Below are 26100 nucleotides of genomic sequence, written 5' to 3' on the forward strand. Positions count from 1 at the left end.
AAGTCAGTCTCCACCCGAACCGGGGGATCTGTCAGCCGGTGCGCGTGACGATCTCGTGACACACGACGGCAGCCGCCGCCGACCACGCCTGCGGACGGCACGCCGCCGGGTACGGGGCCGGCACGGCGACGTCGCTCGCGGCGTCGCCGGCGTGCAGCTCCGGCATGCGGTACCCGAACGCCTCGGCGGCGGCGAGCATTCCGTCGACGAGCACGGCGGCGTGCCGGTGCAGTCCGGCCTCCGCCATGCCGCGCGCGACGATGGCCGTGTCGTGCGCCCACACACTCCCGCCGTGATAGCTGAGCGGCCAGTAGCCACCGGCATCCGTCGACATGGTCCGCAGGCCGAAACCGGACGACATCGACGGTCCGACGAGCAGATCGGCGACGGCGCGTTCCTCTTCCGGGTCGAGGATGCCGGTGCCCAGCAGGTGTCCGGCGTTCGAGGTCAGCGTGTCCACCGGACGGCCGTCGCGATCCAGCGCGATCGCGGGGTAGCGGCCCTCGGGCGTCTCGACCCAGAAGCGATCGCGGAACCGTGTGCGCAGCTCCGCCGCCCAGGCGCGCAGCCGCTCAGCCCCGTCCTCCTCGAGCGCGTCGAGCAGGTCGGCGGCCTTCACGGCTGCCTCGTACGCATAGCCCTGCACCTCGGACAGGGCGATGGGACCGGCGGCCAGCGACCCGTCGCGCCACTGGATCGAGTCGCCGGAATCCTTCCAGCCCTGATTCGAGAGCCCGTGCCCGGTCTCGTCGACGTAGTCGAGGAAACCGTCCGCGTTGGCCGCGGCGACCATCCAGTCGAGGGCGTCGTGCATCGTCGGGAGGAGGTCTCGGACCTCGGCCTCCGGCATCCCGGCTTCGTGGGCCTCAGCCAGAAGGGTCACCCACAGCGGGGTCGCGTCGACCGTGCCGTAGTACAGGGGCGGCAGCGAGATACCCTCGCCGGGCATCGTCAGAGTGCCCGCGCGCAGCTCGTGCGCGATCTTGCCCGGCTGCTCGGCCGTCTCGGGGTCCGCCGCACTTCCCTGCAGTCGACCGAGGACGCGCAGAGTGGATGCCGCCATGCCCGGGTCCACGGGGAGGAACAGCCGCGCCGCCCACAGCGAGTCGCGCCCGAAGAGCGTGAAGAACCAGGGTGCGCCGGCGGCGAAGAACTCGTCGGGATTCCCGGGGAGCGTGAGGCGCAGCGCATCGAGGTCGCCGAGCGCCTGCGCCAGCCAGCGGTGCAGCCGCGGGTCCGCGCCCGGAGTCTCGGGCACGAGCCACTCGATGTCGCGCGCGGTACCGCGGACGACGAGCGACGGATCCTCGAGGTCGACGTGCCACGACACCGTCATCCGGGCCCGCGGCGGGCACTCCAGCCGCCAGGTGAGGACGATGTCGTCCTCGGCTGCGGCGACGTCGGCGCCGGGCGCCGACAGCTGCATCGATGCGTCGCCGGCGGTGAGCGAGGCGACGTCCCCCGCCAACGTCCGCTCGACCGCGGCCAGCGGGGCGGCTCCCGACTTCACGTCCTGCATCGAGGTCGCATCAGGGGTCACGGCCACCTCGAGGATGAGCGGGACCTGCTCGTCGAGGTGCGACACGAGGGTGAACTCCTCGGTGACGCGTCCGTCGCCGACGATCCGTCGGCGCGTCAGCCGGATCTTCGGGTCGGGTGTCCGGTCGTCCAGGCGGCGGAGCAACGCCTCGAACCGCACGTCGGATGCCGAGTCCGCCGACCTCGAGATCCATTCCGGCGCGTGGGCCGCGGCATCCGCCCCGTATCGGACACGCGTCGCGCGGACGAAGCGGGTGTCGCCGTGGAAGACCCCGTCGATCGCGCCCGCGCCGATCTCACCGTCGGGCCGCGACCACACCTGCGTGGGGGCGCGGAGGGCGACGACGGCGTCGGACAGGAAAGGCTGGAGGCCTGCGGTCATCCCTTGACTGCTCCTTCGGAGGTGTTCATGATGCGTTTCTGGAAGAGGAAGAAGACGACGGCGACGGGGATCGTCATGAGCGCCGCGGCCGCGAGCTTCAGCGGATACTGCGTGCCCTGACTCAACTGTCCCGATGACAGGCTGGCGACACCGCGAGTGAGAGTGAACAGGCCCGGGTCCTGAACCGACACGATGAAATGCGTCAGCTCGTTCCATGATCCCTGGAACGACAGGATCACGATGGTGATGAGCGCGGGGCGGGCCATCGGCAGGACGACCGACCAGTACACGCGGAACGTCCCGGCGCCGTCGATGCGCGCCTGCTCCTCGACCGAGGGCGGGATGGACTCGAAGAAGTTCTTCATGATGAAGACGCCCGCCGCATCGACGAGCAGCGGCAGGATCATGCCCGCGTACGAGTCGTACATGCCGAGCTGGTTCAGGACGAGGAAGCGCGGGATGAGGAGCACGACCGCCGGCACCGCCATGACCGCGACCACCAGCGCGAAGATGACGCTGCGGCCGCGGAAGGTCAGGCGAGCGAGCGCGTAGCCGGCGAGTGAGACGAAGAACACGCGCCCGAGGGTCACGAGGATCGTGACGACCGCCGAGTTGGCGAACCAGAGGGGGAAGTCGCTGTTGAGGAACAGCCGCTCGTACGCCGCCGTCGTGAAGGTCTGCGGGATGAGCGAGATCGGATTGGATGCCGCCTCCTGCTCGCTCTTGAACGAGGTCGCCACCTGCACGAGGAACGGATAGATGTACACGAGCGCGAGCGCCGCGAGGACCGCGTAGAGCATCACCTGACCGGGCACCGAGCGCGGGGTGGGACGCCGGCGTCGCGACGGGGCGGCGTCGATCGGGGCGTCGGTGAGCGTCTTCGTACGGGCGAGGGTCCGGCTGTCGGTCACGACCGTGCTCCCTTCGGGGTGTACGCACGGATGCGTCGCTTCGAGACGGGTCGCTCCCGCAGGATCCACCGCTGGAACAGCGTGAAGGCGATGATGATGAGGAAGAGGATGAACGCGATCGCCGCGCCGATGCCCCAGTCCTGGTTGCTGAAGGCCGACGTGTACGACAGATAGGCGGGCGTGATCGTCGTCTTGCCCGGTTGGCCCTTCGTGCCCGTGTAGATCTGATCGAAGACCTGCCAGCAGCCGATGAGACCGAGCGTGATGACGGTGAACAGGGTGGGCCGCAGCTGGGGCAGGGTGATGCGCCAGAAGCGCTGCCACGCGTTCGCGCCGTCCATCATGCCCGCCTCGGTCAGCTCGAAGCCGACGTTCTGGAGGGCGGCGATGAACAGCAGCATGAACGTGCCGCTCGTGGTGAAGACGGCCATGAGGATGAAGGCGCTCATGGCGACGGACGGGCCGGCGATCCAGTCCCAGCCCGACAGACCGAGGAACCCGGGCTGCGAGATCGCCGCGGGTGCGGCATCCACCCCGAACAGTCCGAGGAACAGGTGCACGATGCCGCGGGGGTCGTTGAACCAGTTGGGACCCTCGCCGCCGGTGACGGCGGCGATCAGGGCGTTGACGGGGCCGGCCGCGCTGAAGAGGAAGATCCACAGCACCGTGATCGCGACCGAGCTCGTGACGGACGGGAAGTAGAAGGCGGTGCGGAAGAAGCCGCGCGCCCGCATCATGCGCCGGCTGACCAGGACCGCGAGGAAGAGCGAGAGCGCGGTCTGCAACGGCACGACGAGGAACACGTACCACGCGTTGTTGCGCAGTGCCGTGCCGAAGTCGCGGCTGCGCAGTCCCTGACCCGAGGTCAGTTCGGCGTAGTTGTCGAGACCCACGAAGTTGACGTTCGGGGAGAGGGGGCTGCCCCGGCCGCCCCAATCCGAGACGCTCACCCAGAGCGCCATGAGGACGGGGAGGAAGAGGAACACCCCGAGGATGACGACGACGGGGGAGACGAAGAGCCACCCGGCGACCCCCTCGCCGCGACGCAGACCGCGGGAGCGGTGGTCACGGCGAGGAGGCTTCTCGGGTGCCCGTTCGGTGGCGACGGGCGTCGACATGTCAGCCGACGATCGCCTCGAGGTTGCCCTGGACCGACTGCAGGATCGTCGCCGGGTCCCCGTCCTTCAGCGTCGCGAGCTGCGCGTTGAAGTCGGTGAACACATCCGAGACGCCGTCGTTGGTCGGGACGCCCTGAGCGTAGTCCGCACCGGCGAGGAAGGCGGCGAGGTCCGGGTTGTCGGCGGTCCACTGGTCGGCAGCGGACTGCACCGACGGCATGGGGCCGAACGCCTTCGAGAAGGCGAGCTGCTGCTCCGCGCTGGTGAGGTACTCGACCAGGTCGAGTGCGGCCTGCTGGTTGGGGCTGTCGGCGGCCATACCCCAGCAGTTCGTGAACTGAAGGGTGCCCTTGCCGGCGGGGCCGGCGGGGAGCTCGACCACGAGCGGGTCGACGTCGGGGTAGTCGCCGAGCGCGCCGGTGATCCAGTTGCCCTCGATCGTCATGGCGCCCAGCTGCTTGCCGAACGCCTCACCGCCCCAGCCGGCACCCACGTCGGCGGCGTACGCGAACGTGCCGTCGGCGAGGTGCTCCTTGACGTAGGTCAGCGCGTCGATGTTCTCCTGGCTGTCGGCGACGGCGGAGGTGCCGTCCTCCGACACCAGGCGACCGCCCGCCTCCGCCATGAAGGCGCCCACGCGCTGGTACTCGCCGCTGAAGACGAGGCCCGTCGTGTCGCCCGAGGTGAGCTTCTGCGCCGCGGCGGCGAGCGAATCCCAGTCGGTGGGGATGTCGGCATCCGTCAGACCGGCCTGGTCCCACAGGTTCTTGTTGATGATGAGCTGCAGCGTCGAGAAGTCCTTCGGAGCGCAGTAGAACTGATCGTCGTAGGTGAAGTTCTGCACGAGCGACGGGTAGAAGTCGTCCTTGTTCTCGAGCATGTCGCCGTAGGCGATGACGGAGCCGTTGTCGGCGTAGCCCGCGAGGAGCTCGGTGGCGAGGTAGAACAGGTCGGGCGGGTTGCCGCCGGCGAAGCCCTGCGAGAGCTGCTGCGTGAGGTCGGTGGCCGCCACGACCTCGGCGTCGACGCCGGATTCCTCCGACCACGCGGCGACGGCGTCCTTGACCGCCGTCGTCTCGGCGTCGCCGGACGAGCCGATCATGATCGTGAGCGCGTCGTCCGACGAGGTGAGCTCGCCGCCGCCTTCTCCGGCGCCACCCGAGGCGGCGGGTCCGTCGTCGAAGCCCGAGCCGCCGCATCCGGCGAGAGCGAGTGTCGCCACGATCCCGATGCCTCCGAGGGCCATCCATCTGCTGTGTCGCATGTCCGTATCTCCTTCGATCCCGGTGCCGTTCGATCGTTCCGGCCGTGCTGATCTCGGTCGACTTTGAACGATCAAATTGTGGAATGATGCCCAACGTAAGAGGCTGGGTCCGTCACTGTCAAGGGGGGGTGCGCCGGTGAGTGAGAAGTCGATCACGATCGAGGACGTCGCCGCCCTGGCGGGTGTGTCGCGGCAGACGGTGAGCAACGTGCTCAACACTCCGACGATCGTCAGGACCGCCACCCGCGAACGGGTGCAGGACGCCATCTCCCGGCTCGGCTACTCGCCGCACGCCTCCGCGCGGCGGTTGCGCACCCGCCGCAGCGCGACCATCGGCATCCACCTCGATCCCTATGCGGGCGGGATCTCGGGGGTCGTGCTCGACCGCTTCGTGCACGCGCTCACCGAGCGCGCCGGCGACCGGGGCCTGCGGGTGCTCGTGTACGCGGCATCCGATCAGGACGAGGAGATCCGGCGGATGTCCGAGCTCGTCGACGCCGGCGACGTCGAGGCCGTCGTCGTCACCGGCACCCGGTACGGCGACCGCCGACTGACCTGGCTCACCGAGCGCGGCGTGCCGTTCGTGTCGTTCGGCCGCCCGTGGGACGTCGCCGCGCCCGAGGACAGTGCGCATCTCTGGGTCGACGTCGACGGTGCCTCGGGTACCCGCGCGGCGACGCAGCACGCGCTCACCGTCGGCCCGCGCGTCGCGTTCCTCGGCTGGCCCGCCGGCTCGCCGACCGGCGATGACCGCGAGCGGGGGTGGCGGGAGGCGATGACGGATGCCGGTGCCCGCCCCGACCTGCGTCTGTCCGCCGAGGAGCAGGTCGCCGAGGCCCGCGCGCAGGTCACCACGCTGCTGGCGTCTACCGCGGTCGACGCGATCGTGTGCGCGAGCGACACCCTCGCCGTCGGGGCGCACGTCGCCGCGGTCGCGGCGCAGCGGTCGGACGTCCTCATCATCGGCTTCGACAACACCCCTGCGGTCGAGGCCCTCGGCCTCTCGAGCGTCGAACAGCTCCCCGAACTCGTCGCCGCCGGCACCCTCGACCTGCTCATGGGCGGCGGGAGCCGCATCGAGCGCCGTGCCGCGGGGGAGAGCGAGGGTCACGTGCTCGTGCAGCCGCGCCTCGTTCTGCGCTGACCGTCGGCGCGATCGGAATGCCGGCCGCCGCGTGCGGCGGTGCAGTCGGATGCTGCGGCGCTGGTGCGGGCGCGCCTGCCGCGACCGCGGCTCGATGGCCGGAGAAGAGCCCGCAACCGCCTCGAGGCTGAATCGACGGAGGAGGTACGGCGCGGCGGTCCCGCATCCGGCGCGGTCAGCGGCGTCCGATGCGGCGGGAGAGCTCGGCGGCGGCGTCCGCCGCGAGCGCGGCGAGCCGCTCCGGGTCGGGGGCGGCGTCCTCGGGCCAGGTGACGGCGATGGCCGCAGCGGGCCAGTCGGCGTGGTCCCGGACGGCGACGCCGACCGAGCGGAAGCCGAGTGTGACCTCCCCGTCCTCGCTCGCGTGGCCGGCGGCTCGGGTCTGCCGCAGCAGCTCGCGCAGCTCAGCGGGCCGCCCGGGGCCGTGTCCGGTGCGCTGGGTGGAGAGGGATGCGGCGTCCGGGAACAGCGCACGGACCTGCTCGCGGGGCAGGGCGGCGAGCATCGCGCGGCCCGTCGCGGTGAGGTGCGCGGGTAGGCGCACACCGACGTCCGTGATGAGCGCGGGCCGACGGGGCGCGCGCTCCTCGACGATGTACAGCACGTCGCGGCCCGTCATGACGGCCAGGTGCGCGCTCTCGCCCGCCCGGTCGGCGAGCTGCGCGACGATCGGGCGGCCGAGCCGGGCGAGGGGCTCCTGCCGGGCGTACCCGCCTGCGAGTTCGAACGCCGCCGTGCCCAGACCCCAGCGGCGGTCGCCCTCGAGATGCACGACGAAGCCGTGGGATTCCATCGCCGCGAGCAGGTGGTAGACGCTCGAGCGCGGCAGGTCGAGTTGGCTCGCGATGGTCTGTGCCGCGACGGGTCCTCGCTGATGGGCGAGGAACGTGAGGATGCGAAGCGTCTGATCCGCCGCCGGGACCTTCGGCCGATCGGCCACCGGGGCCCGCGCCTTGTCTGGGATCACAGACAGAGGATGTCATGACGGACTGCGCGCCACCACCCGTGGGCGCTGGAATCGGACCATGCCCGCCTCCGCCGTCCTCACCACCGTCACCCTCGGCGATGCCCCGCTCACCCCCGCCGAGGTCGTCAGCGTCGCTCGCCACGACGCACGCGTCGCCCTCTCGGACGCCGCGCTCGCCCGCACCGCGGAGACCCGCGCCCTCATCGAGCGCCTCGCAGACGACCCGCACCCGCATTACGGCATCTCGACCGGTTTCGGCGCTCTCGCGACGACGTTCATCGCCCACGACCGGCGCCGGCAGCTGCAGGCGAGCCTCATCCGCTCGCATGCCGCCGGAACCGGACCGGAGGTCGAGCGCGAGGTCGTCCGCGCGCTTCAGCTGCTTCGCCTGCAGACCCTCGCAACCGGACGCACCGGGGTCCGCCCGGTCGTCGTCCTGACGTACGCGGCGATGCTCAACGCCGGCATCACCCCGATCGTGCACGAGTACGGCTCGCTCGGCTGCTCGGGCGATCTCGCCCCGCTCTCGCACATCGCCCTGGCCGCGCTCGGCGAGGGGCCGGTCCGCGCGGCGGACGGCACGAGACTCGACGCCGCCGAGGCGCTGGCGGCCGCCGGCATCCGCCCCCTCGTCCTCGAGGAGAAGGAGGGGCTCGCCCTCATCAACGGCACCGACGGCATGCTCGGGATGCTGTCGCTCGCCCTCGCCGACCTCGACACCCTCCTGGCGACAGCCGACCTCGCCGCCGCTCTGTCGGTCGAGAGTCAGTTGGGGACGGATGCCGTCTTCGCGGCCGACCTCATGGCGCTCCGCCCGCAGTCGGGTCAGGCGGTCTCGGCGGCGAATCTCCGCCACGCGCTCGCCGATTCACCGATCGTCGCGAGCCACCGGGACCCCGCCGTCTGCACCCGCGTGCAGGACGCCTATTCGCTGCGCTGCTCGCCGCAAGTGCATGGGGCCGCGCGCGACACCCTGGACCACGCCCGCACCGTGGCGGAGCGCGAGCTCGCCGCCGCCGTCGACAACCCGGTCGTCACGCCCGACGGACGCGTCGAGTCGAACGGCAACTTCCACGGCGCGCCCGTCGCGTACGTCCTCGACTTCCTCGCGATCGCCGTCGCCGACGTCGCCTCGATCTCGGAGCGCCGCACCGATCGGGCGCTCGACCGCTCCCGCAGCAACGGGCTGCCGCCGTTCCTCGCCGACGAGGTCGGTGTCGACAGCGGCCTGATGATCGCCCAGTACGCCGCGGCGGGGATCGTCTCGGAGCTCAAGCGGCTCGCGGTGCCGGCATCCGTCGACTCCATCCCCTCGTCGGCGATGCAGGAGGATCACGTCTCGATGGGGTGGGCGGCTGGCCGTAAGCTGCGCCGCGCGATCGACGGACTCGCGCGCGTGCTCGCCATCGAGGTCGTGACCGGATGCCGCGCCCTTGACCTGCGCGCGCCGTTGCAGCCCGCGCCCGTCACCGGCGCCGTGCGCGAGCTCGTCCGCACGGTCGTCGAGGGGCCGGGGCCCGACCGCTTCGTCGCCCCCGACCTCGAGGCCGCCACGAAGCTCGTCGTCTCGGGCGACATCGCCCGCACCGCGTTCGCAACGATCGAAGGAGATCACGCATGACCGACACGACCACGCGCACCGTCCGCGCGGCGCGCGGTGCCACGAAGACAGCGAAGAGCTGGGACGCCGAGGCCGCCAAACGGATGCTGATGAACAATCTCGACCCCGAGGTGGCCGAGCACCCCGAGGACCTCGTCGTCTACGGGGGGACAGGCAAGGCCGCCCGCTCGTGGGAGGCATACGACGCGATCGTCCGCACCCTCGACGAGCTCGAGCCCGATGAGACGCTGCTCGTCCAGTCCGGCAAGCCGGTGGGCGTCTTCCGCACCCACGAGTGGGCGCCGCGGGTGCTCATCGCGAACTCGAATCTCGTCGGCGACTGGGCGACGTGGCCGGAGTTCCGCCGCCTCGAGCACCTCGGCCTCACGATGTACGGCCAGATGACGGCGGGGTCGTGGATCTACATCGGCACGCAGGGCATCCTGCAGGGCACCTACGAGACGTTCGCGGCCGTCGCCCGCTCGCTCGGCCGTGACTCGCTCGCCGGCACCCTCACCCTCACCGGCGGCGCGGGCGGCATGGGCGGCGCGCAGCCGCTCGCGGTCACGATGAACGGGGGAGCGGTCCTCGTCGTCGATGTGGACGAGTCGCGCTTGCGCCGCCGCGTCCTGCACGGCTACCTCGACGAGCAGACCGCCGACCTCGACGCGGCCGTCGAGCGGGCACTCGCGGCGAAGGCGGCCGGCGAGGCGCGTTCGATCGGCGTGGTCGGGAACGCGGCCGAGGTGTTCCCCGAGCTTCTGCGCCGCCGCATCCCGATCGATGTCGTCACCGACCAGACGAGCGCGCACGATCCGCTCGCCTACCTGCCGTCGGGCGTCGCCTTCGAGGAATGGAAGGCCGAGGCGTCCGCCGACCCCGACGGCTTCACCGAGCGTTCCCGCGCGTCTATGGCCCGCCACGTGGAGGCGATGGTCGGCTTCCAGGACGCCGGGGCCGCGGTCTTCGACTACGGCAACTCGATCCGCCGCGAAGCCGAGCTGGGCGGGTACACCCGCGCGTTCGCCTTCCCCGGATTCGTCCCCGCGTACATCCGACCGCTCTTCGCGGAGGGCAAGGGCCCGTTCCGCTGGGTCGCTCTCTCGGGGGATCCCGACGACATCGCCAAGACCGACCGCGCCGTCGCCGAGCTCTTCCCCGAGGACGCGGCGCTCCACCGCTGGCTCGAGAAGGCGGGCGAGAAGGTGCATTTCGAGGGGCTCCCCGCGCGCATCTGCTGGCTGGGCTACCAGGAACGCCACCTCGCCGGGCTGAAGTTCAACGAGATGGTCGCGTCGGGCGAACTGTCGGGGCCGATCGTCATCGGGCGCGACCACCTCGACGCGGGATCCGTCGCGAGCCCCTACCGCGAGACCGAGGCGATGGCCGACGGCTCCGACGCGATCGCCGACTGGCCGCTGCTGAACGCCCTCCTGAACACCGCGTCGGGCGCCGCGTGGGTGTCGCTCCACCACGGCGGCGGTGTCGGCATCGGTCGCTCGATCCACGCCGGTCAGGTCACGGTCGCCGACGGCTCCGCCCTCGCCGCCGAGAAGCTCGCCCGGGTCCTCGTCAACGACCCCGGCACCGGTGTCATGCGCCACGTCGACGCCGGCTACGACCGCGCGAAGGAGGTCGCCCGCGAGCGCGGCCTGACCGTCCCGATGCTGGACGCGTGATGGCGACCCTGTTCACCGGCATCGCCGAGCTGACGACGAACGCGGATGCCGCGGCCCCCACCGCGACCATCGAGGACGCCGCGCTGCTCATCGACGCGGGCCGCGTCGCGTGGGTGGGTGCGGCCGCTGACGCCGAGACAGCAGCGGCAGCCCGAGACAGCGGTCTGTCGTCGACGTCTCGGGCTTCGGCTGCTGTCTCGCGGTCGGAGGTCGAGGTCGTCGACCTCGGCGGGCGGGCGGTGATCCCGGGGTTCGTGGACAGTCACACGCATCTCGTGTTCGCCGGCGATCGTGCTGACGAGTTCGAGGCGCGGATGACCGGTGTGCCGTATGCCGCGGGCGGCATCCGGCGCACCGTCGCGGCGACGAGAGCAGCCACCGACGACGAGCTCCGCGCCCGCCTGGCCGCGCTCGTGGCCGAACTGCACGCGCAGGGGACGACGACGTTCGAGGTCAAGACGGGGTACGACCTGACGACCCCCGGCGAGGAGCGTCTCGCTCGCCTGGCCGCGGAGGTGACCGACGAGGTCACGTACCTCGGCGCGCATGTCGTTCCCGAGGGGACCGACCGCGCGTCGTACGTCGATCTCGTGTGCGACCGCATGCTCGACGCCGTCCGACCGCACGTGCGCTGGGTGGACGTGTTCTGCGAGCGGGGCGCCTTCACCGAGGCGGAGAGCGAGCGCATCCTCCGTGCCGGGGCGGAGGCCGGCCTCGGCGTCCGCGTGCACGGCAACCAGCTCGGCGAGGGCCCGGGTGTGCAGCTCGCGGTCCGAATGGGCGCGGCATCCGTCGACCACTGCACCCATCTGACGGATGCCGACATCGCGGCGCTGGCTGCATCGGACACGGTCGCGACGCTGCTTCCGGGCGTCGAGTTCTCGACGCGCCAGCCGTACCCCGACGCGCGTCGGCTGATCGACGCGGGTGTCACGGTGGCCCTCGCGAGCGACTGCAATCCCGGCTCGTCCTTCACGAGCTCGATGCCGCTCATGATCGCGCTGGCGGTCCGTGAGATGGGGATGACGGTCGGTGAAGCCGTGTGGGCGGCGACCGCCGGTGGAGCTCGCGCGTTGAGCCGCGACGACGTCGGCCACCTGGGACCGGGAGCGCGCGCCGACCTGGTCGTGCTCGATGCGCCGAGCCGGCGCCACCTGCCCTACCGGCCGGGTGTCCCGCTCGTGCACCGCGTGTACCGCGGCGGCGAGGTGCTCAGCCCTCGCTGACGTCCCGCGGGGTGTCCAGGTTCCAGCGTGCCGGCGGGGTCGCGGTCGCGACGTCCCAGTCGTCGGTGTCCCAGACGAACGTCGCGACAGCGCAGGTCGGCATCGCACCGATGCCCCCGTCGGACAGCCGCTCGGCCAGCACCGTCGTCCCGGGATCGTGGGCGACGACCACGACGTCCGACACACCGCTCGAGGCTGCGGCCGCGAGGAGCTTCGCGCCCGGTGCGCCGTACAGCGCCTCATCCGTCTCGACGGAGACACCGAGGGCGTCGGCGAACGCCTGCGCCGTCGTCCGTGCGCGCACGGCGGTGGACGACAGGATGCGGGCGGGCCGCACACCCGTCGCGGCGAGGCGGCGCGCCATCACGGGGGCGTCCCGGCGGCCGCGGTCGTTGAGCGGACGTTCGTGGTCGTCGTGACCGGTGCCCCAGTCGCTCTTGGCGTGGCGGACGAGGATGAGGGTGATCATGCGAGGGCCCTTCCGGCGAGCAGTTCCAGGACGCAGAGCGCCGCGAGACGGACGGTGCGGCCATCCGCCGCATCCGCCGTCGCGTCGACTTCGACGATGTCCGCACTCACGACCCGTCGGTCCCCGGTCGCCGCACGGACGAGGGCCCGCAGCTCCCACGCCTCGAGCCCGCCGGGGACGGATGCCGGGCACCCCGGCGCGACCGAGCGGTCGCAGACATCCACGTCGATGTCGAGGTGCACGTCGCCCGCCGCGCCCGCGATCGACAGCGCCTGGATCATGACGTCCTCGGCGCCACGGCGGCGCACCTCGTCGAGGGTGATGACCGTGATGCCGAGGTCGGCGGCCCGCTGAGCATAGGCGACCGAGTTGGCGAAGTCCGCGATGCCGATCTGCACGATGCGCCGCGGGTCGAGACCGTCCTCAGCGAGCCGGCGGACGGGGGAGCCGTTGGACACCCCGTCGCGCAGATCGAAATGCGCGTCGAGGGTGATGAGACCCGCGACATCCGCACCCTGCGCGGTCGCATAGGTCACGGAGTTGTCGCCGCCGAGCGCGATCACAAGGTCGGACTGGTCCCGGAGGGCGCGGACGCGTTCACGCACCCGAGCCTCGCCCTCGGGGCCGTCGGGATCGTCGACGTCGCCGGCATCCGCGATCCGCAGCGCGGCGGCCAGGTCGATGGGGGGAGGACCGAGCAGGGTCGGGCTGTACCGGCGCAGCGCCTCGCGCACGGCGGCCGGCGTCGCATGAGCGCCCGTCGGCGAGAGCGATGTGCGGAAGGCGGGCAGGCCGAGGAGCACGGCATCCGCTCGTCCCTCCGGCGACGGCCAGTCGCCGGCACGGGGCCAGAGAGGATCGACGGAGAGCGCCATGTCAGGGCAGCAGCAGGTGGGCGACGGTGAAGATCGCGAGGCCCGCCAAGGCGCCGACGATCGTGCCGTTGAGGCGGATGTACTGCAGGTCGCGACCGACCTGCAGCTCGATCTTCTGACTCGTCTCGTCGGCGTCCCAGCGCTCGACGGTGTCGGTGATGATCGAAGCGATGTCGTGGCGGTAGCGGTCGACGAGGAAGACGGCGGCATCCGCGATGCGCTTGTCGACGCGTTCCTGCAGGGCGGTGTCGGTCGCGAGTCGGTCGCCGAGGTCCCCGAGCGCGGCGGTCACGCGGCGTCGGAGCGGGCTGTCCTGGTCGGCGAGGGAGCGCAGCAGGCCCGCCTTCGCGGTGTTCCACGCGTCCGCGGCGAGGGCGCGTACGCGCGGGCTGTCGAAGACGGCGCTCTTCGCCCCCTCGAGGCGGCCGATCGTCTCGGGGTCGTGCTGCAGATTGTCGGCCAGCCGCTCGAGGTACTGATCGAGCGCCTTCCGCGCCGGGTGCGCCGGGTCGCGCTGCACGGCCGCGACGAACTTCGTCGCCTCGTGATAGACGGTGTCGTCGACGAGTCGCATCGCGACCGACGGCACCCAGGACGGGAGGCGACGCGAGACGAGTCCGTCGAACGCCTCGCGGTTCGCGTCCAGCCAGCGGGCGATGCTGTCGACACCCAGGTCGACGGCACCGCGGTGAGCGTCGGCGTCCACCACCCGCGACAGCCACGTTCCGAGCGAGGGACCCCACGACGGCGACAGCAGGTGCTCGTGGGCGAGGTCGCTGATGAGGTCCTGCACCTCGTCGTCGCTGAGGGCGGTGAGGATGCCGGTGGCCATCGTCGACGCCTCGGCCGCGACGGTCTCGGCGTGGGCGGGGTCCTGCAGCCAGGTGCCCGCGGTGCGGGCGATGTGCGTGGATTCGAGCTTCTGGCGGACGACGCCGCCTTCGAGGAAGTTCGTCTCGACGAACTCTCCGAGGGTGCGCCCGATCTCGTCCTTGCGCCGCGGGATGATCGCGGTGTGCGGGATCTTTATCCCGAGCGGATGCCGGAACAGCGCCGTCACCGCGAACCAGTCGGCGAGTGCGCCGACCATGCCGCCCTCGGCCGCCGCACGCACATATCCCCACCCCGAGACGTCCTTCTCGAGGATGAATGCGATGACGAAGACGATCGCCATGAACAGCAGCGCGCCGAGCGCGACCGCCTTCATGGTGCGGAGCCCGCGATACCGCTGCTGATCAGCGGTGCTCAGCGAGCCGTACGGGATGCGGGCCATTCGGCCATCCTGCCACGGCGGCCCTCAGGCGCCGGGGCGACTCACGGCTCGACCGGGCCCAGCCACGCGTTCGCGAGGGCGCTGTGCACCGACTCCGGGTCCGACGGGTGGAACAGGCCGGCGAGCACGTCGCGGTAGAGCCTGCTGAGCTCGTTCCGGGTGAAGAAGGAGGACCCGCCGGCGACGAGCATGGCCTCGTCGACGACCTGCTTCGCCGTCACCGCGGCGCGGTGCTTGATCGCCGACAGCTTCGGGAACCAAATCGCACCGTGGTCGGCGACGGTGTCGACGTCGGCGGCGAGCGATTCGACCTGCACCGGCAGGGCGTCATAGGCGAGGGCCATGTCGGCGACGCGCCACCGGATGTCGGGGTCCTGGCTGTAGCTGCGGCCCGTCTTCTTCGACGTGCGCGAGCGGGCCGTCTCGACGGCCAGGTCCAGCGCGCGGCGGGCGATGCCGGTGTAGACCGAGGCGAGCAGGATCTCGAACGCGCTGAAGATGCCGAACACGAGCGGGTCGGGGCTCGGCCCGACGGGCAGCCGGCGCACGATGCGGTCCGCCGGGGCGATCGCCCCATGCAGCTCCGTCGTGCGGGACTGGGTGCCCCGCATCCCCAGCGTGTTCCAGTCGTCCCGTGTGACGACGGCGTCGCTGCGGGGAATGAATGCGAAGACGAGGCGCGGGTCGGTCGGGTCGGAGGAGTCGAGGCCGTGGAGCCCCAGATGCGTCCACACCGGCGCGAGCGAGGTGAAGATCTTGGTCCCTGTGAAGGCGTACGAGCCGTCGGGCTGAGGCGCGGCATCCGTGTCGCTTCCGAACAGGACGAGGTCGTTGCCGGCTTCGCTGATGCCGAAGGCGAACACCTCGCCCCGGGCGGCGCCCTCCTGCAGGAAGTGCAGAGCGTCGTCGCCGCGGTCCGCCATCACCTTCGCGACACCGGTCCACACCAGGTGCATGTTGATCGCGAGCGCGGTCGCCGGCGCCGCCCCCGCGAGCCGCTGCTGCAGGATGGATGCCTCGCGCAGCCCGAGGCCGGCGCCGCCGAGCTCGGTGGGCACGAGGATCGCGAGGTAACCGGCCGCGCGGAGCTCGGCCAGGTCCTCGTCGGGGAAGACGTTCTCGGCATCGACGGCCGCCGCGCGCGAGCGGATGCGCTCGAGCAGATCGTCGGGCAGGTGCACCGTGGGATCGAACGTCATGCGTCGAGGCCCCATCCGCGGATCGCGTCGAGAAGCGCCGCCGCGGCGGCATCCGGATCGTCGCGGTGCGGCGAGTGCCCGGTGCCCGGGACGACGCTCATCGTCACGGCGGAGTTCTGCAGGACCTCGTCGGCGAGGGCGCCCGTGAAGATCGAGTAGACGGCCGGATCTCCGCCGATGACGTGGGTCGGGACGGTGAGACGGGATGCCGCCTGCCGCACGTCCCATGTCGTGTTCTGGTCGCTCGTCTGTTCGACGGCCCACCGGCTCGCCTGTGCGGCGGCGACCGCCTTGAGCTCGATGTCCAGCTCGAGCCACTCCGGGTGCGCCGCGCGCACGGCGGCGACGGAGGTGTCGGCGAAGGCCTGCTCCTGGCTCACGCGAACGACGTCGCGATCGGCGTCGGCGAGGTGGATCGCGGGGTCGACGAGGACGAGGTGCCGGGTCCACGCGGGGGTGTCGGCTGCTGCGACCGTGGAGGCGGCACCGCCGAGCGAGTGGCCGAGGACGAGGTCCCACGGCTCGTCACCCACCGGCACGGTGTGGACGAGGTCGGTCGCGAAGGCGGCGATCGAGTAGTCCAGTCCACGAGGCGCCGTCCCGTGTCCTCGGAGATCGACGGCCTCCGCGCGCCAGCCGGCGTCGGCGAGTTCGACCCCGTAGCGCCACATGAGCGCGCCATTCGACCCCAGTCCGTGGACGAGCAGGGCGCGCCGTGGCGCGCGGACATCGCCCCAGCCGAGGCGGGGGAGCGTGACGGGTGACGGCATGCTCCCAGCCTAGGACGGACCCCGCCCGGCCGAGCCGGGCCAGGATGGGGTGATGATCTCCACCGACTTGGCACGCGAGCTGCGCGCGAGTGGCCTGATCTGGCGCCCCCGTTCCGGCGATCGGTTCCAGCTCGACGAGCCGGAGTTCGAGGCCGATGTCTACACGGTCAGCGAGATGACCGTCGAGGCGCGCAGCTATCCGACCGGCGACCTGCTCGCCTTCAACGGCACGACGGAATGGGCGCTCGACTCCGTCGCCCTCGAGGATGCGCTGTGGCTGCCGTCCGAGGCGCAGCTGCGCGAGCTGCTGCGCGGCACCTTCCGCGCACTTCGTCGCCTGCCCGACACGCACGAGGTGGAGATCGAGGTGGATGCCGCGCCCCACCGCTTCCGGCATCCCGAACCCGCCGACGCCTACGGCATGGCGGTGCTGTTCCTGCTCGGACGGACGCGCTGATCCCGCTCAGGTGATGAGGGGGACCGGTTCGGTGTCGGGGATGGGACTCGCGTCGCGGCCGCGGAGGTCGGGGAAGCCCCGCACGAACACCGCGGCGACGAGAGCCCCGGCGAAGGCGAACGCCGACGCGGCGAGGAACGCGCCGACCGAGCCCATGCCGTCGATGAGGAACCCGGCGACGGCGGACCCCGCGGCGGCACCGATGAGCTGGCCGGTGCCGATCCAGCCGTAGGCCTCGGCCGTCTCGCTGAAGCGGACGCTCGCGCTCGTGATCGCGAACATCACGGCGAGTGCCGGTGCGATGCCGAGACCGGCGACGAAGAGCGAGGCTCCCATCCACCAGGCGTTGAGGCTGACGATGACGAGGGTGACGCCGACGGCGACGATCGTCAGGCGCCGCGCCATCGCCCAGCGGCCGATCGGGATGTGCCCGAAACCGAGGCCGCCCGCGAGGCTTCCGACCGCGAAGACGGCGAGGACCAGACCTGCTTCGAGGCCACCGTGGCCGAACGTCGCGACGACGCCCGCCTCGACCGCCGCGCACGCCCCGACGAGCAGGAAGCCCGTGACGGTCGACAGCAGCACGACGGGCTTGCCCAGGACCCGCCCGAAGCCGCGACGACTGCGGGGGATGCGGACGCGTCCCACCTCGGGGGAGGCGATGAACCACGCGCACCCGCCGATGAGGATGACGACGATCAGCAGGAGCGCCGGCACAGTGCCCACCTGGGTGGCGACGAGGGTGATGACGACGGGCGCGAAGATCCAGATGATTTCCTGCAGGCTCGCGTCCAGCGAGAACAGAGGGGTGAGCTGACGGGACGTGACGATCTTCGGGTAGATCGTGCGGACGGCCGGCTGCACGGGCGGGTTCGCGATGCCGGCGATGAAGCCGAACACGATGAACCCCGGCATCCCGAACGGATTGAGCGCGAGGGCGAAGACGGCGGCGGCGCAGACGGCGGCGGTCAGGGTGAGGACGCGGCGCATGCCCCAGATCCCCATCCACCGGCTCGTCACCGGTCCCGAGATCGCCTGACCGATCGACACCGCCGCGAGCACGATGCCGGCGGCGCCGTAGGAGCCCGTCGACTGCTCGACGTGGAGGAGGACGGCGAGGCTCGTCATCCCGCTCGGGAAGCGTGCCGTCAACTGTGCCGCGATGATGCGCGCGACACCCGGGACGCGCAGGAGCTCCGAGTATCCCGCCACTGCTCCATCGTACCGGCCGGCACCGTCGCCCGACGGGCCCGCCCGGGGCGGGCGACACGCCGCGACACGCCCGACACGCCGACCAGTGTCGGAATCGGATGTCGGTGGCCCGCTCTAGCGTGCGACCTGTGGACAACCGTCCGAGCCCTAGCGGATTTCGGCCGGAATCCTGGCCTTTTCGATCCCGTTCCGGATGTACCGGATTGGGGATGAAACGGTGGACAACTTGTGTTGTACCTGTGGAGGACGGCGGAAAAACTACACTGATGTAACTACTACCCCTTGTGGTGCTTCCCGGTGTCGGTACCCATATGTAGTATTGAGCTCCCGGCGGGCTCCCAGCCTTCCGGCCAATGGATTCACCCCCTGATTTCACACGACGAGGACCCCGCGCGACGGGATCCGGAGGACGAGAGAGGTTCGACGAATGGCGATCACTGTGTACACGAAGCCGTCCTGCGTGCAGTGCAATGCGACGTACCGCGCGCTGGACTCCAAGGGCATCGACTACGAGGTCCTCGACCTCTCCGAAGACCCGGCCGCGCTCGAGCACGTCAAGTCGCTCGGCTACCTGCAGGCCCCCGTCGTCGTGACCGACGAGGACCACTGGTCGGGCTTCCGTCCCGACAAGATCGACGAGCTCGCCGCCCGCCTGGTCTGACCGATGAGCGCGGCCGTCATGACGAACGTGCCGCTGCTCGTCTACTTCTCGAGCGTGTCGGGCAACACGGCGCGTTTCATCGAGAAGCTCGGGATGCCGGCTCGCCGCATCCCACTCCACTCCTCCGACCCCGTGCTCCACGTCGATGAGCCGTACGTCCTGGTCACCCCCACCTACGGGGGCGGCCAGGGCCGAGGAGAGGAGAAGGGCGCGGTCCCCAAGCAGGTCATCCGCTTCCTCAACGACGAGGGCAACCGGAGCCTGCTCCGCGGAGTCATCTCCGCAGGCAACAGCAATTTCGGCGAGGCGTTCTGCCTGGCCGGAGACATCATCAGCCGCAAGTGTCAGGTGCCGCACTTGTACCGGCTGGAAGTATTCGGCACGCCCGAGGACGTCGACCGCGTGAGCGGCGGATTGGAAGACTGGTGGAAGCTGCAGTGACCGATATGGCCTTCAAGACGGAGGCGCGCTTCGAGGGCATGGACTACCACGCCCTGAACGCGATGCTGAACCTCTACGGTGCGGACGGGAAGATCCAGTTCGACGCCGACAAGCGAGCGGCGCGGGAGTACTTCCTGCAGCACGTGAACCAGAACACCGTCTTCTTCCACTCGCTGAAGGAGAAGCTCGACTACCTGGTCGAGAAGGAGTACTACGAGGGCGCCGTCATCGACGCGTACCCCTTCGAGTTCATCCAATGGCTGAACGACCACGCCTACGCGCAGAAGTTCCGCTTCGACACGTTCCTCGGCGCGTTCAAGTACTACACGAGCTACACGCTCAAGACCTTCGACGGCAAGCGCTACCTCGAGCGCTTCGAGGACCGCGTCGTCATGACCGCCCTCGCCCTCGCCGCAGGCGACCAGGAGCTCGCCACCAAGCTCGTCGACGAGATCCTCTCGGGTCGGTTCCAGCCCGCGACGCCCACCTTCCTCAACGCCGGCAAGGCGCAGCGCGGCGAGCTCGTCTCCTGCTTCCTCCTGCGCATCGAGGACAACATGGAGTCGATCGCCCGCGGCATCAACTCCGCGCTGCAGCTGTCCAAGCGCGGCGGCGGCGTCGCCCTGCTGCTCTCGAACATCCGCGAGGCAGGCGCCCCGATCAAGCAGATCGAGAACCAGTCCTCGGGCATTATCCCCGTCATGAAGCTGCTCGAAGACAGCTTCAGCTACGCCAACCAGCTCGGGGCGCGCCAGGGCGCCGGTGCCGTGTACCTCTCGGCCCACCACCCCGACATCATGAAGTTCCTCGACACCAAGCGCGAGAACGCGGACGAGAAGATCCGCATCAAGACGCTGTCGCTGGGTGTCGTCGTCCCCGACATCACGTTCGAGCTCGCCAAGAACGACGAGGACATGTACCTCTTCTCGCCCTACGACGTGGAGCGGGTCTACGGCGTGCCCTTCGGTGACATCTCGGTCACCGAGAAGTACCGCGAGATGGTCGACGATGCGCGCATCAAGAAGACGAAGATCAAGGCGCGCGAGTTCTTCCAGACCCTCGCCGAGATCCAGTTCGAGTCGGGCTACCCGTACATCATGTTCGAGGACACGGTGAACAAGGCCAACCCGATCAAGGGCCGGATCAACATGTCCAACCTCTGCTCCGAGATTCTGCAGGTCAACACGCCGACGACGTTCAACGAGGACCTCTCGTACGACCAGATCGGCAAGGACATCTCCTGCAACCTCGGCTCGATGAACATCGCCCTCGCGATGGACGGCCGTGACCTCGCCGGGACGGTGGAGACCAGCATCCGCGCCCTCAGCGCCGTCAGCGACCAGAGCCACATCCGCTCGGTCCGTTCCATCGAGGACGGCAACGACAAGTCGCACGCCATCGGCCTCGGCCAGATGAACCTGCACGGCTACCTCGCCCGCGAGCACGTCCGCTACGGCTCGGAGGAGGGTGTCGACTTCACGAACATCTACTTCTACACGGTGCTGTTCCACGCGCTGCAGGCCTCGAACAAGATCGCCATCGAGCGCGGTCAGGTCTTCGACGGCTTCTGGGACTCGAAGTACGCGACCGGCGAGTTCTTCGACAAGTACACCGAGCAGGAGTGGAAGCCGGCGACGGCGCGTGTCGAGGAGCTCTTCGAGGGCATCCGCATCCCGACGCAGGAGGACTGGCTCGCGCTGAAGGCATCGATCCAGGAGCACGGCATCTACAACCAGAACCTGCAGGCGGTCCCGCCGACCGGTTCGATCTCGTACATCAACAACTCGACGAGCTCGATCCACCCGATCGCGTCGAAGATCGAGATCCGCAAGGAAGGCAAGATCGGCCGCGTCTACTACCCGGCGCCGTTCATGACGAACGACAACCTTGAGTACTACGAAGACGCGTACGAGATCGGCTACGAGAAGGTCATCGACACCTACGCCGCCGCGACCCAGCACGTCGACCAGGGTCTGTCGCTGACGCTGTTCTTCAAGGACACCGCCACCACGCGTGACATCAACAAGGCCCAGATCTACGCCTGGCGCAAGGGCATCAAGACCATCTACTACATCCGCCTCCGTCAGATGGCGCTCGAGGGCACCGACATGACCGAGTGCGTCTCCTGCATGCTCTGACCGGCCGAGACTCGATAGAGGAAGAAGACATGACCCCCGAACCCCTGAAGCTCCTCGGCTCGGTCCAGGCGATCAACTGGAACCGCATCCAGGACGACAAGGACCTCGAGGTGTGGAACCGCCTCGTGAACAACTTCTGGCTTCCCGAGAAGGTGCCGCTGTCCAACGACATCCAGTCGTGGGCGACGCTCACCCCCGAGGAGCAGCAGACCACGATGCGTGTGTTCACCGGCCTGACGCTGCTCGACACCATCCAGGGCACCGTCGGCGCCGTCTCGCTCATCCCCGACGCGATCACCCCGCACGAAGAGGCCGTCTACACGAACATCGCGTTCATGGAGTCGGTGCACGCGAAGAGCTACTCGTCGATCTTCTCGACGCTCGCCTCGACGCCCGAGATCGACGACGCGTTCCGCTGGTCGGTGGAGAACGAGAACCTTCAGAAGAAGGCCCGCATCGTCATGGACTACTACCGTGGCGACGAGCCGCTCAAGCGCAAGGTCGCCTCGACTCTGCTCGAGTCGTTCCTCTTCTACTCGGGGTTCTACCTGCCGCTGTACTGGTCGTCGAAGGCGAAGCTGACGAACACGGCCGACATCATCCGCCTCATCATCCGTGACGAGGCCGTGCACGGGTACTACATCGGCTACAAGTTCCAGCGCGGACTCGAGACGCTCGGCCAGGCCGAGCGCGACGAGCTGAAGGACTACACGTTCTCGCTGCTCTACGAGCTCTACGACAACGAGGTGCAGTACACGCAGGACCTCTACGACGGCATCGGCCAGACCGAGGACGTCAAGAAGTTCCTGCACTACAACGCCAACAAGGCCCTGATGAACCTCGGCTACGAGGCGATGTTCCCCGCGACGGTCACCAACGTGAACCCCGCGATCCTGTCGGCCCTGTCGCCCAACGCCGACGAGAACCACGACTTCTTCAGTGGGTCGGGCTCCTCGTACGTCATCGGCAAGGCGGTCGCGACCGAGGACGACGACTGGGACTTCTGAGTAGGCCGTCGGATCTCCCCACAGCAGTCAGCCCCCGGCTGGCATCTACGGATGCCGACCGGGGGCTGTCGTCATAGGTGCTGACCTCGGACAGCACATCCGCTCCTGTGCCCAGAAGGGAACCAGGTCGGGTCAGGCGTCTCGGAGCCTGGCGGAGCAGAACGCCCCGGCACCTGTGAAGAGGGCGTCGGGGCGTTCCAGTGAATCCTGCGGTGATGGCGACCTGGTCGGTTCACACGTCCTTGTCTTCGTGGCCGCGGGTGCCGCCCTTCGCGATTCCCCGGCTGATGATGTACGCGGCAGTGACGACGGCGACGTACTGCCACGCATGGTCAGCGCCGAATCCTTGGCCGTCCTCACCGTTGTCGGTCACGGCGGCGGCGATGAGGATGGCGACGGAAATGACGATCCAGGCGTAGAACTCCGTCGCCTTGAATGCGGACTTCGTCTCCGTGATGATCTTGCGGGCGGTGTTCGACGTATGGCGGGCAGCGCCCTGATTGTTGTTGGACATGCTGATTTCTCCTTGAATGGGAACGGACCGGGGTCCGCCCTCGGGGCGGTAGCGCGGAACACATCGGAAGGTCTGACGTGTCAGATTGCGGCGATACCACCTGTTCCGGAACCTAGACGGGTGGGGGAGGGCAGCCAGGGGGATTGTGGTCGACGGCGAAACGCGCAGGCGTGCACTGCGCGTGGGCTCCGATCCGTCGTGCTCTTCATCGGACTCGCCCGAAGCGACGACCACGCCGACGGCTAAGGTGGGCCGATGAGGCTGCAGTCGGCCCGGGCCCTGTGGGACATGGTGGACGGTCCGATGCCACGCGGTCTCCTCGGAGTCGGCAGCGGTGATCTCGTTCTCAACGGCGACCGCAGCCTCCTCTTCCTCGGGGGCTATTCGACGAGCTTCCGCAACCGGCTGTACGTCGCAGAGTCCGTGAGCGGAAGCTCACTCGTGGACACCGATTGGGCGGTCCAGACCGATCGCAGAGGTCGGGCTCGGGCGATCGTGGCGGACCCGCCCCGGACGGCGTGGGACGGCGGCGGGATGCACACACCGTCCTACCTCCCGGCATCCGGCGCTTTCCCCGCCCGCATCTACTACGCGGCCCGCAGCGGCAGAAGCCATGTCGGGCCCACCAGTCGATACTCGATCGGCGTCCTCGAAATGGTCGAGGGTCGATGGCAGCGCAGCGGGGAGCCTCTCGTGGCGGGGGATGACGAGAGGCCGAGCGCTCTCGAGCCGCGTGTCGTCCGGGAGTCCGGTCGGCACGTGATGTGGTACCTCGCCACTCCGCATGAAGTCGCCGCCGGGGAGCTGCCGGACTACGAACTGCGCTGCACGACGAGCCTCGACGGGATCACCGGCTGGAGCGAGCCGCGGACGTTCGCCACGTCACGCGAAGGATTCTTTGACGTCGCCCTCGCCCGCATCCCCGAAGGGTGGGTGATCGTGCTCGCCCGCGGTACGAACCTGCATCGCACGTCCCCGTATCCGGCGCAGGGGCTCTGGACGATGACCGCCGCGTCGGCGTCGCCGGATCGCGCCGCGTGGAGCGCGCCTCGACGTATCCTCGACACCGACGATCCGGACACCCCGGCCTGGATGAGCGCGGGGGTGTGCGATCCGGCAGTCCACATCGACACCAACGGAGGCATGACGGTCTTCGTGACGGGGACACGCCGCTACCGGTCCTGGTGGGCTCTCGCCCTCGATCGCCTTCGCCACGGCCGTACGCCCCCGGTGCCCGCGCCGTTTCATCTCGCGACAGGCGTGTTGACCTTCCGAGACTGAGACGCGCTGCGAGAACGCGAGAGGTCCCCGCCCATGAGGGCGGGGACCTCTCCGACCGACGTCAGTCGTCCTGTTCGTCGGACTCCTGCTCGTCCTTCGTGATGTCGTCGTCGCCGATGTCGCCTTCGGCTTGACTCGGCTTGTCTGCAATGGGATCGCTCATGATGTCCCTTTCCTGATCAGTTGTCGCTGACGTTGCTGCGCGCTTCCTGCGCGCGGTCCGTGACCGTCCCTGCCGCGCTGGATCCTTCATCCTTCACGGTCTCGACCGCTTCCTGCGCGCGGTCCTTGACCGCCGCGGCGGCCTCCTGGGCCGGTTCCTTCAGGTGGCTCGCGGCATCCTTCGCCACTTCACCGAGCTCGTCGACGAGAGGCTGCGCCTGCTCCTTCGCCGTTTCGGCGAGCTCCTTCTCCTTCGCAGAAGCGGGGATCAGCGAGGCAGCGAGGAGACCAGCGCCGAAGGCGATCAGGCCCACCGCGAGCGGGTTGCCCTCTGCCTTCGCCTTGACGTCGTGCGCGACGTCGTGAGCCGATCCGGCGAGATCGTGGGCGGATGAGCCGGCGCCCTCGGCCGCGCCCATGACCCTGTCGCGGACGGAGCCGACGGCACCCTTGATCTTGCTCGTCTGGCGGTCGACGATCTTGGACGGGTTGACCTTGTCGGCCAGCGCGTCCACGTCGGATCCGAGTTCGGCGCGGGTCCGCTCGATGTCGGCGCGGATGGCGTCAGGTGAATCGCTCATCGGTTCTCCTCGTTTCTCTTGAATGTCTCAGGGATCTCCTGCAGGGTCTCGACGGTCTGCGGCGCTCCCTGCACTTCCTTCAGTTGCTTGCGGCCGACCACGTACAGGACAGCCGCGACGATCGCCCACAGGACCGCGACGATCACGCCCGACCAGCCCCAGCCGACGAGGGTCGCGAGAGCGGCCCACAAGGCGAGGGACAGGAAGAGGACGACCATGGATGCCGCGTACCCGGCGCCGCCGAGCAGACCCGCGCCCTTCGCGGACGTCGTGGCGGATTCCTTCAGTTCGGCCTTCGCGAGCGTGATCTCCTGCCGCATGAGCGTCGACAGGTCGCGCGTCACCTCACCGAGCAGGTCGCCGAGAGAGGTCGTAGCGGCCTTGCGCTCAGAAGGTGTCGCGTCGCTCATCCGAGATCCTCCCGTCTGCGCCACCGAGGGTTCCCGCCGACTCGTCGTAGAGAGGCGTCTCGGACGACGGCAGTACACCGGAGGTGTCGCCCGCGATGGGGTCGAGGCTCGACGGCTCCGCTGCCGCGACCGGTGTGGTCGGAGCGGACACCGGCACCGGCGGGGCGGCCCGAGGCGGCGTCAGTGCCGAGCTGGATGACGCCGTACCCGCGTCATCATGCGATGCCAACGCGCGGACGAGCCGGCCAGCGACGACACCCACGACCGCCGCGCCCGCGATGAAGACGAGGGGGCGTCGCCGTGCGAACCTCTTGACCTCATCCAACACCGAGGCGGGGTCCCGGTCGCCCAGCCAGGCTGCCGCGCCGGTGAGACGATCGGACAGCTGCTGCACGAGGTCCGTGGCGATGCCGCCGCCGTCTGCGTTGCGAGCCATGGATCCGAGCTCCTCGCCCGCGGCTCGGAGTCCACCCGCGATGCGTTCCTGCTGCTGTGCCGCCTGGTCTGAGACCTCCGACCGGCTCTGCGCGTAAAGGTCCTTCAGCTGCGTCTTCGCCTCGGTGGCGACGGATGCGGCCTCGTCCTTCGCGGTGTGTGCGACGTCCTTGGCTGCGTCGGCTGCGGTGCCCGTGACGGCGGACGCCTCTTCCTTCACGGTCTCTGACTTCGCCGACTGAGCGTCGGCTCCGCCGGTGCCCGCGGGTCCATTTCCGACTGACATAGTTGCTCCCTTACTTCGAGGACTCGTGTCCTGGGAGCGCTACTGTGCGAGCGTTTCGGGCGGCCCGTACCGGGGTTGCGCACTGCCCTGCGAGGCGGT

25 protein-coding genes are annotated in these 26100 nt (G+C 69.7%); 10 read left to right on the plus strand and 15 right to left on the minus strand.

The genetic code is table 11. From position 1 onward, the window contains the following. Positions 1-31: 31 nt before the first annotated feature. The 4 genes from M3190_RS06400 to M3190_RS06415 are packed head-to-tail and all read right to left on the minus strand — an operon-like array spanning position 32 to position 5196. The gene (locus M3190_RS06400; protein WP_251579761.1) at positions 32-1921 is read right to left on the minus strand and encodes a glycogen debranching N-terminal domain-containing protein; all 1890 of its coding nucleotides are present in this window, start codon (positions 1919-1921) and stop codon (positions 32-34) included. Continuing rightward, positions 1918-2832 (minus strand): carbohydrate ABC transporter permease, encoded by a 915-nt coding sequence (locus M3190_RS06405; protein ID WP_251579763.1) that lies wholly within the window; start codon positions 2830-2832, stop codon positions 1918-1920. Before M3190_RS06405 ends, M3190_RS06400 begins: the two co-directional genes overlap by 4 nt. Then, positions 2829-3950 (minus strand): carbohydrate ABC transporter permease, encoded by a 1122-nt coding sequence (locus tag M3190_RS06410; protein ID WP_251579765.1) that lies wholly within the window; start codon positions 3948-3950, stop codon positions 2829-2831. Before M3190_RS06410 ends, M3190_RS06405 begins: the two co-directional genes overlap by 4 nt. Position 3951: 1 nt before the next feature. Further along, positions 3952-5196 carry a sugar ABC transporter substrate-binding protein gene (locus M3190_RS06415; protein ID WP_439958018.1) on the minus strand — a complete coding sequence of 415 codons (1245 nt, stop codon included), beginning with the start codon at positions 5194-5196 and terminating at the stop codon, positions 3952-3954. 154 nt (positions 5197-5350) lie between these two features. Here M3190_RS06415 and M3190_RS06420 point away from each other — a divergent pair, with 154 nt between their 5' ends. Beyond that, the gene (locus M3190_RS06420; RefSeq protein WP_251579769.1) at positions 5351-6358 is read left to right on the plus strand and encodes a LacI family DNA-binding transcriptional regulator; all 1008 of its coding nucleotides are present in this window, start codon (positions 5351-5353) and stop codon (positions 6356-6358) included. Between the two features lie 175 nt (positions 6359-6533). Here M3190_RS06420 and M3190_RS06425 read toward each other — a convergent pair whose 3' ends face one another. Then, entirely contained in the window at positions 6534-7325 is a 792-nt protein-coding gene (locus tag M3190_RS06425; protein WP_251579771.1) for an IclR family transcriptional regulator, read from the minus strand. Positions 7326-7383: 58 nt separating this feature from the next. On the opposite strand from M3190_RS06425, the gene hutH reads away from it, so the two are divergent. The 3 genes from hutH to hutI are packed head-to-tail and all read left to right on the plus strand — an operon-like array spanning position 7384 to position 11830. Next, the gene (gene hutH / locus M3190_RS06430) at positions 7384-8946 is read left to right on the plus strand and encodes a histidine ammonia-lyase (protein ID WP_251579773.1); all 1563 of its coding nucleotides are present in this window, start codon (positions 7384-7386) and stop codon (positions 8944-8946) included. Beyond that, on the plus strand, positions 8943-10604 hold the full coding sequence (hutU, locus tag M3190_RS06435; protein WP_251579775.1) for a urocanate hydratase: 1662 nt from the start codon (positions 8943-8945) through the stop codon (positions 10602-10604). The genes hutH and hutU overlap by 4 nt, the downstream gene beginning before the upstream one ends. After that, positions 10604-11830, plus strand: coding sequence for an imidazolonepropionase (gene hutI, locus M3190_RS06440; RefSeq protein WP_251580417.1), 1227 nt, complete (start codon positions 10604-10606; stop codon positions 11828-11830). The genes hutU and hutI overlap by 1 nt, the downstream gene beginning before the upstream one ends. Here hutI and M3190_RS06445 read toward each other — a convergent pair. The 5 genes from M3190_RS06445 to M3190_RS06465 are packed head-to-tail and all read right to left on the minus strand — an operon-like array spanning position 11817 to position 16416. After that, positions 11817-12299 carry a SixA phosphatase family protein gene (locus M3190_RS06445; protein WP_251579777.1) on the minus strand — a complete coding sequence of 161 codons (483 nt, stop codon included), beginning with the start codon at positions 12297-12299 and terminating at the stop codon, positions 11817-11819. The genes hutI and M3190_RS06445 overlap by 14 nt on opposite strands. Further along, a complete protein-coding gene (locus M3190_RS06450) occupies positions 12296-13174 on the minus strand; it encodes an agmatinase family protein (protein WP_251579779.1) in 879 nt (292 codons plus the stop codon). Before M3190_RS06450 ends, M3190_RS06445 begins: the two co-directional genes overlap by 4 nt. Position 13175: 1 nt before the next feature. Then, positions 13176-14447, minus strand: coding sequence for a DUF445 domain-containing protein (locus M3190_RS06455; protein ID WP_251579780.1), 1272 nt, complete (start codon positions 14445-14447; stop codon positions 13176-13178). Positions 14448-14488: 41 nt separating this feature from the next. Continuing rightward, complete coding sequence (locus M3190_RS06460; RefSeq protein ID WP_439958011.1) at positions 14489-15661, minus strand: acyl-CoA dehydrogenase family protein; 1173 nt, start codon at positions 15659-15661, stop codon at positions 14489-14491. Beyond that, on the minus strand, positions 15643-16416 hold the full coding sequence (locus M3190_RS06465) for an alpha/beta fold hydrolase (protein WP_251579785.1): 774 nt from the start codon (positions 16414-16416) through the stop codon (positions 15643-15645). The genes M3190_RS06460 and M3190_RS06465 overlap by 19 nt, the downstream gene beginning before the upstream one ends. A 52-nt stretch (positions 16417-16468) precedes the next feature. Here M3190_RS06465 and M3190_RS06470 point away from each other — a divergent pair, with 52 nt between their 5' ends. Further along, on the plus strand, positions 16469-16873 hold the full coding sequence (locus M3190_RS06470; protein WP_251579788.1) for a pilus assembly protein CpaE: 405 nt from the start codon (positions 16469-16471) through the stop codon (positions 16871-16873). 6 nt (positions 16874-16879) lie between these two features. Here M3190_RS06470 and M3190_RS06475 read toward each other — a convergent pair whose 3' ends face one another. After that, positions 16880-18085: an MFS transporter gene (locus M3190_RS06475; RefSeq protein ID WP_251579790.1), complete on the minus strand. Its 1206-nt coding sequence runs from the start codon at positions 18083-18085 to the stop codon at positions 16880-16882. A gap of 427 nt (positions 18086-18512) precedes the next feature. Here M3190_RS06475 and nrdH point away from each other — a divergent pair, with 427 nt between their 5' ends. The 4 genes from nrdH to nrdF are packed head-to-tail and all read left to right on the plus strand — an operon-like array spanning position 18513 to position 22332. Next, the gene (nrdH, locus tag M3190_RS06480; RefSeq protein WP_251579792.1) at positions 18513-18746 is read left to right on the plus strand and encodes a glutaredoxin-like protein NrdH; all 234 of its coding nucleotides are present in this window, start codon (positions 18513-18515) and stop codon (positions 18744-18746) included. Between the two features lie 3 nt (positions 18747-18749). Then, a complete protein-coding gene (nrdI, locus tag M3190_RS06485; RefSeq protein WP_251579802.1) occupies positions 18750-19187 on the plus strand; it encodes a class Ib ribonucleoside-diphosphate reductase assembly flavoprotein NrdI in 438 nt (145 codons plus the stop codon). 5 nt (positions 19188-19192) lie between these two features. Continuing rightward, positions 19193-21325 (plus strand): class 1b ribonucleoside-diphosphate reductase subunit alpha, encoded by a 2133-nt coding sequence (nrdE, locus tag M3190_RS06490; RefSeq protein WP_251580418.1) that lies wholly within the window; start codon positions 19193-19195, stop codon positions 21323-21325. A 29-nt stretch (positions 21326-21354) separates the two neighbouring features. After that, positions 21355-22332, plus strand: a complete 978-nt coding sequence (gene nrdF, locus M3190_RS06495; RefSeq protein ID WP_064001665.1) for a class 1b ribonucleoside-diphosphate reductase subunit beta — start codon at positions 21355-21357, stop codon at positions 22330-22332. Positions 22333-22564: 232 nt separating this feature from the next. Here nrdF and M3190_RS06500 read toward each other — a convergent pair whose 3' ends face one another. Next, complete coding sequence (locus M3190_RS06500; RefSeq protein WP_251579805.1) at positions 22565-22846, minus strand: hypothetical protein; 282 nt, start codon at positions 22844-22846, stop codon at positions 22565-22567. A 255-nt stretch (positions 22847-23101) separates the two neighbouring features. On the opposite strand from M3190_RS06500, the gene M3190_RS06505 reads away from it, so the two are divergent. Then, the gene (locus tag M3190_RS06505) at positions 23102-24127 is read left to right on the plus strand and encodes a hypothetical protein (RefSeq protein ID WP_251579807.1); all 1026 of its coding nucleotides are present in this window, start codon (positions 23102-23104) and stop codon (positions 24125-24127) included. A gap of 179 nt (positions 24128-24306) precedes the next feature. On the opposite strand, the gene M3190_RS06510 is transcribed toward M3190_RS06505, so the two are convergent. The 3 genes from M3190_RS06510 to M3190_RS06520 are packed head-to-tail and all read right to left on the minus strand — an operon-like array spanning position 24307 to position 26001. Beyond that, positions 24307-24870: a DUF3618 domain-containing protein gene (locus M3190_RS06510; RefSeq protein ID WP_251579809.1), complete on the minus strand. Its 564-nt coding sequence runs from the start codon at positions 24868-24870 to the stop codon at positions 24307-24309. Then, positions 24867-25280 (minus strand): phage holin family protein, encoded by a 414-nt coding sequence (locus tag M3190_RS06515; protein WP_251579811.1) that lies wholly within the window; start codon positions 25278-25280, stop codon positions 24867-24869. Before M3190_RS06515 ends, M3190_RS06510 begins: the two co-directional genes overlap by 4 nt. Next, positions 25258-26001: a hypothetical protein gene (locus M3190_RS06520; RefSeq protein WP_251579813.1), complete on the minus strand. Its 744-nt coding sequence runs from the start codon at positions 25999-26001 to the stop codon at positions 25258-25260. The genes M3190_RS06515 and M3190_RS06520 overlap by 23 nt, the downstream gene beginning before the upstream one ends. Positions 26002-26100 lie beyond the last annotated feature (99 nt).

Origin of the sequence: Microbacterium oleivorans, assembly GCF_023715745.1 — a bacterium.
Taxonomy (GTDB): Bacteria; Actinomycetota; Actinomycetes; order Actinomycetales; family Microbacteriaceae; genus Microbacterium; species Microbacterium oleivorans_D.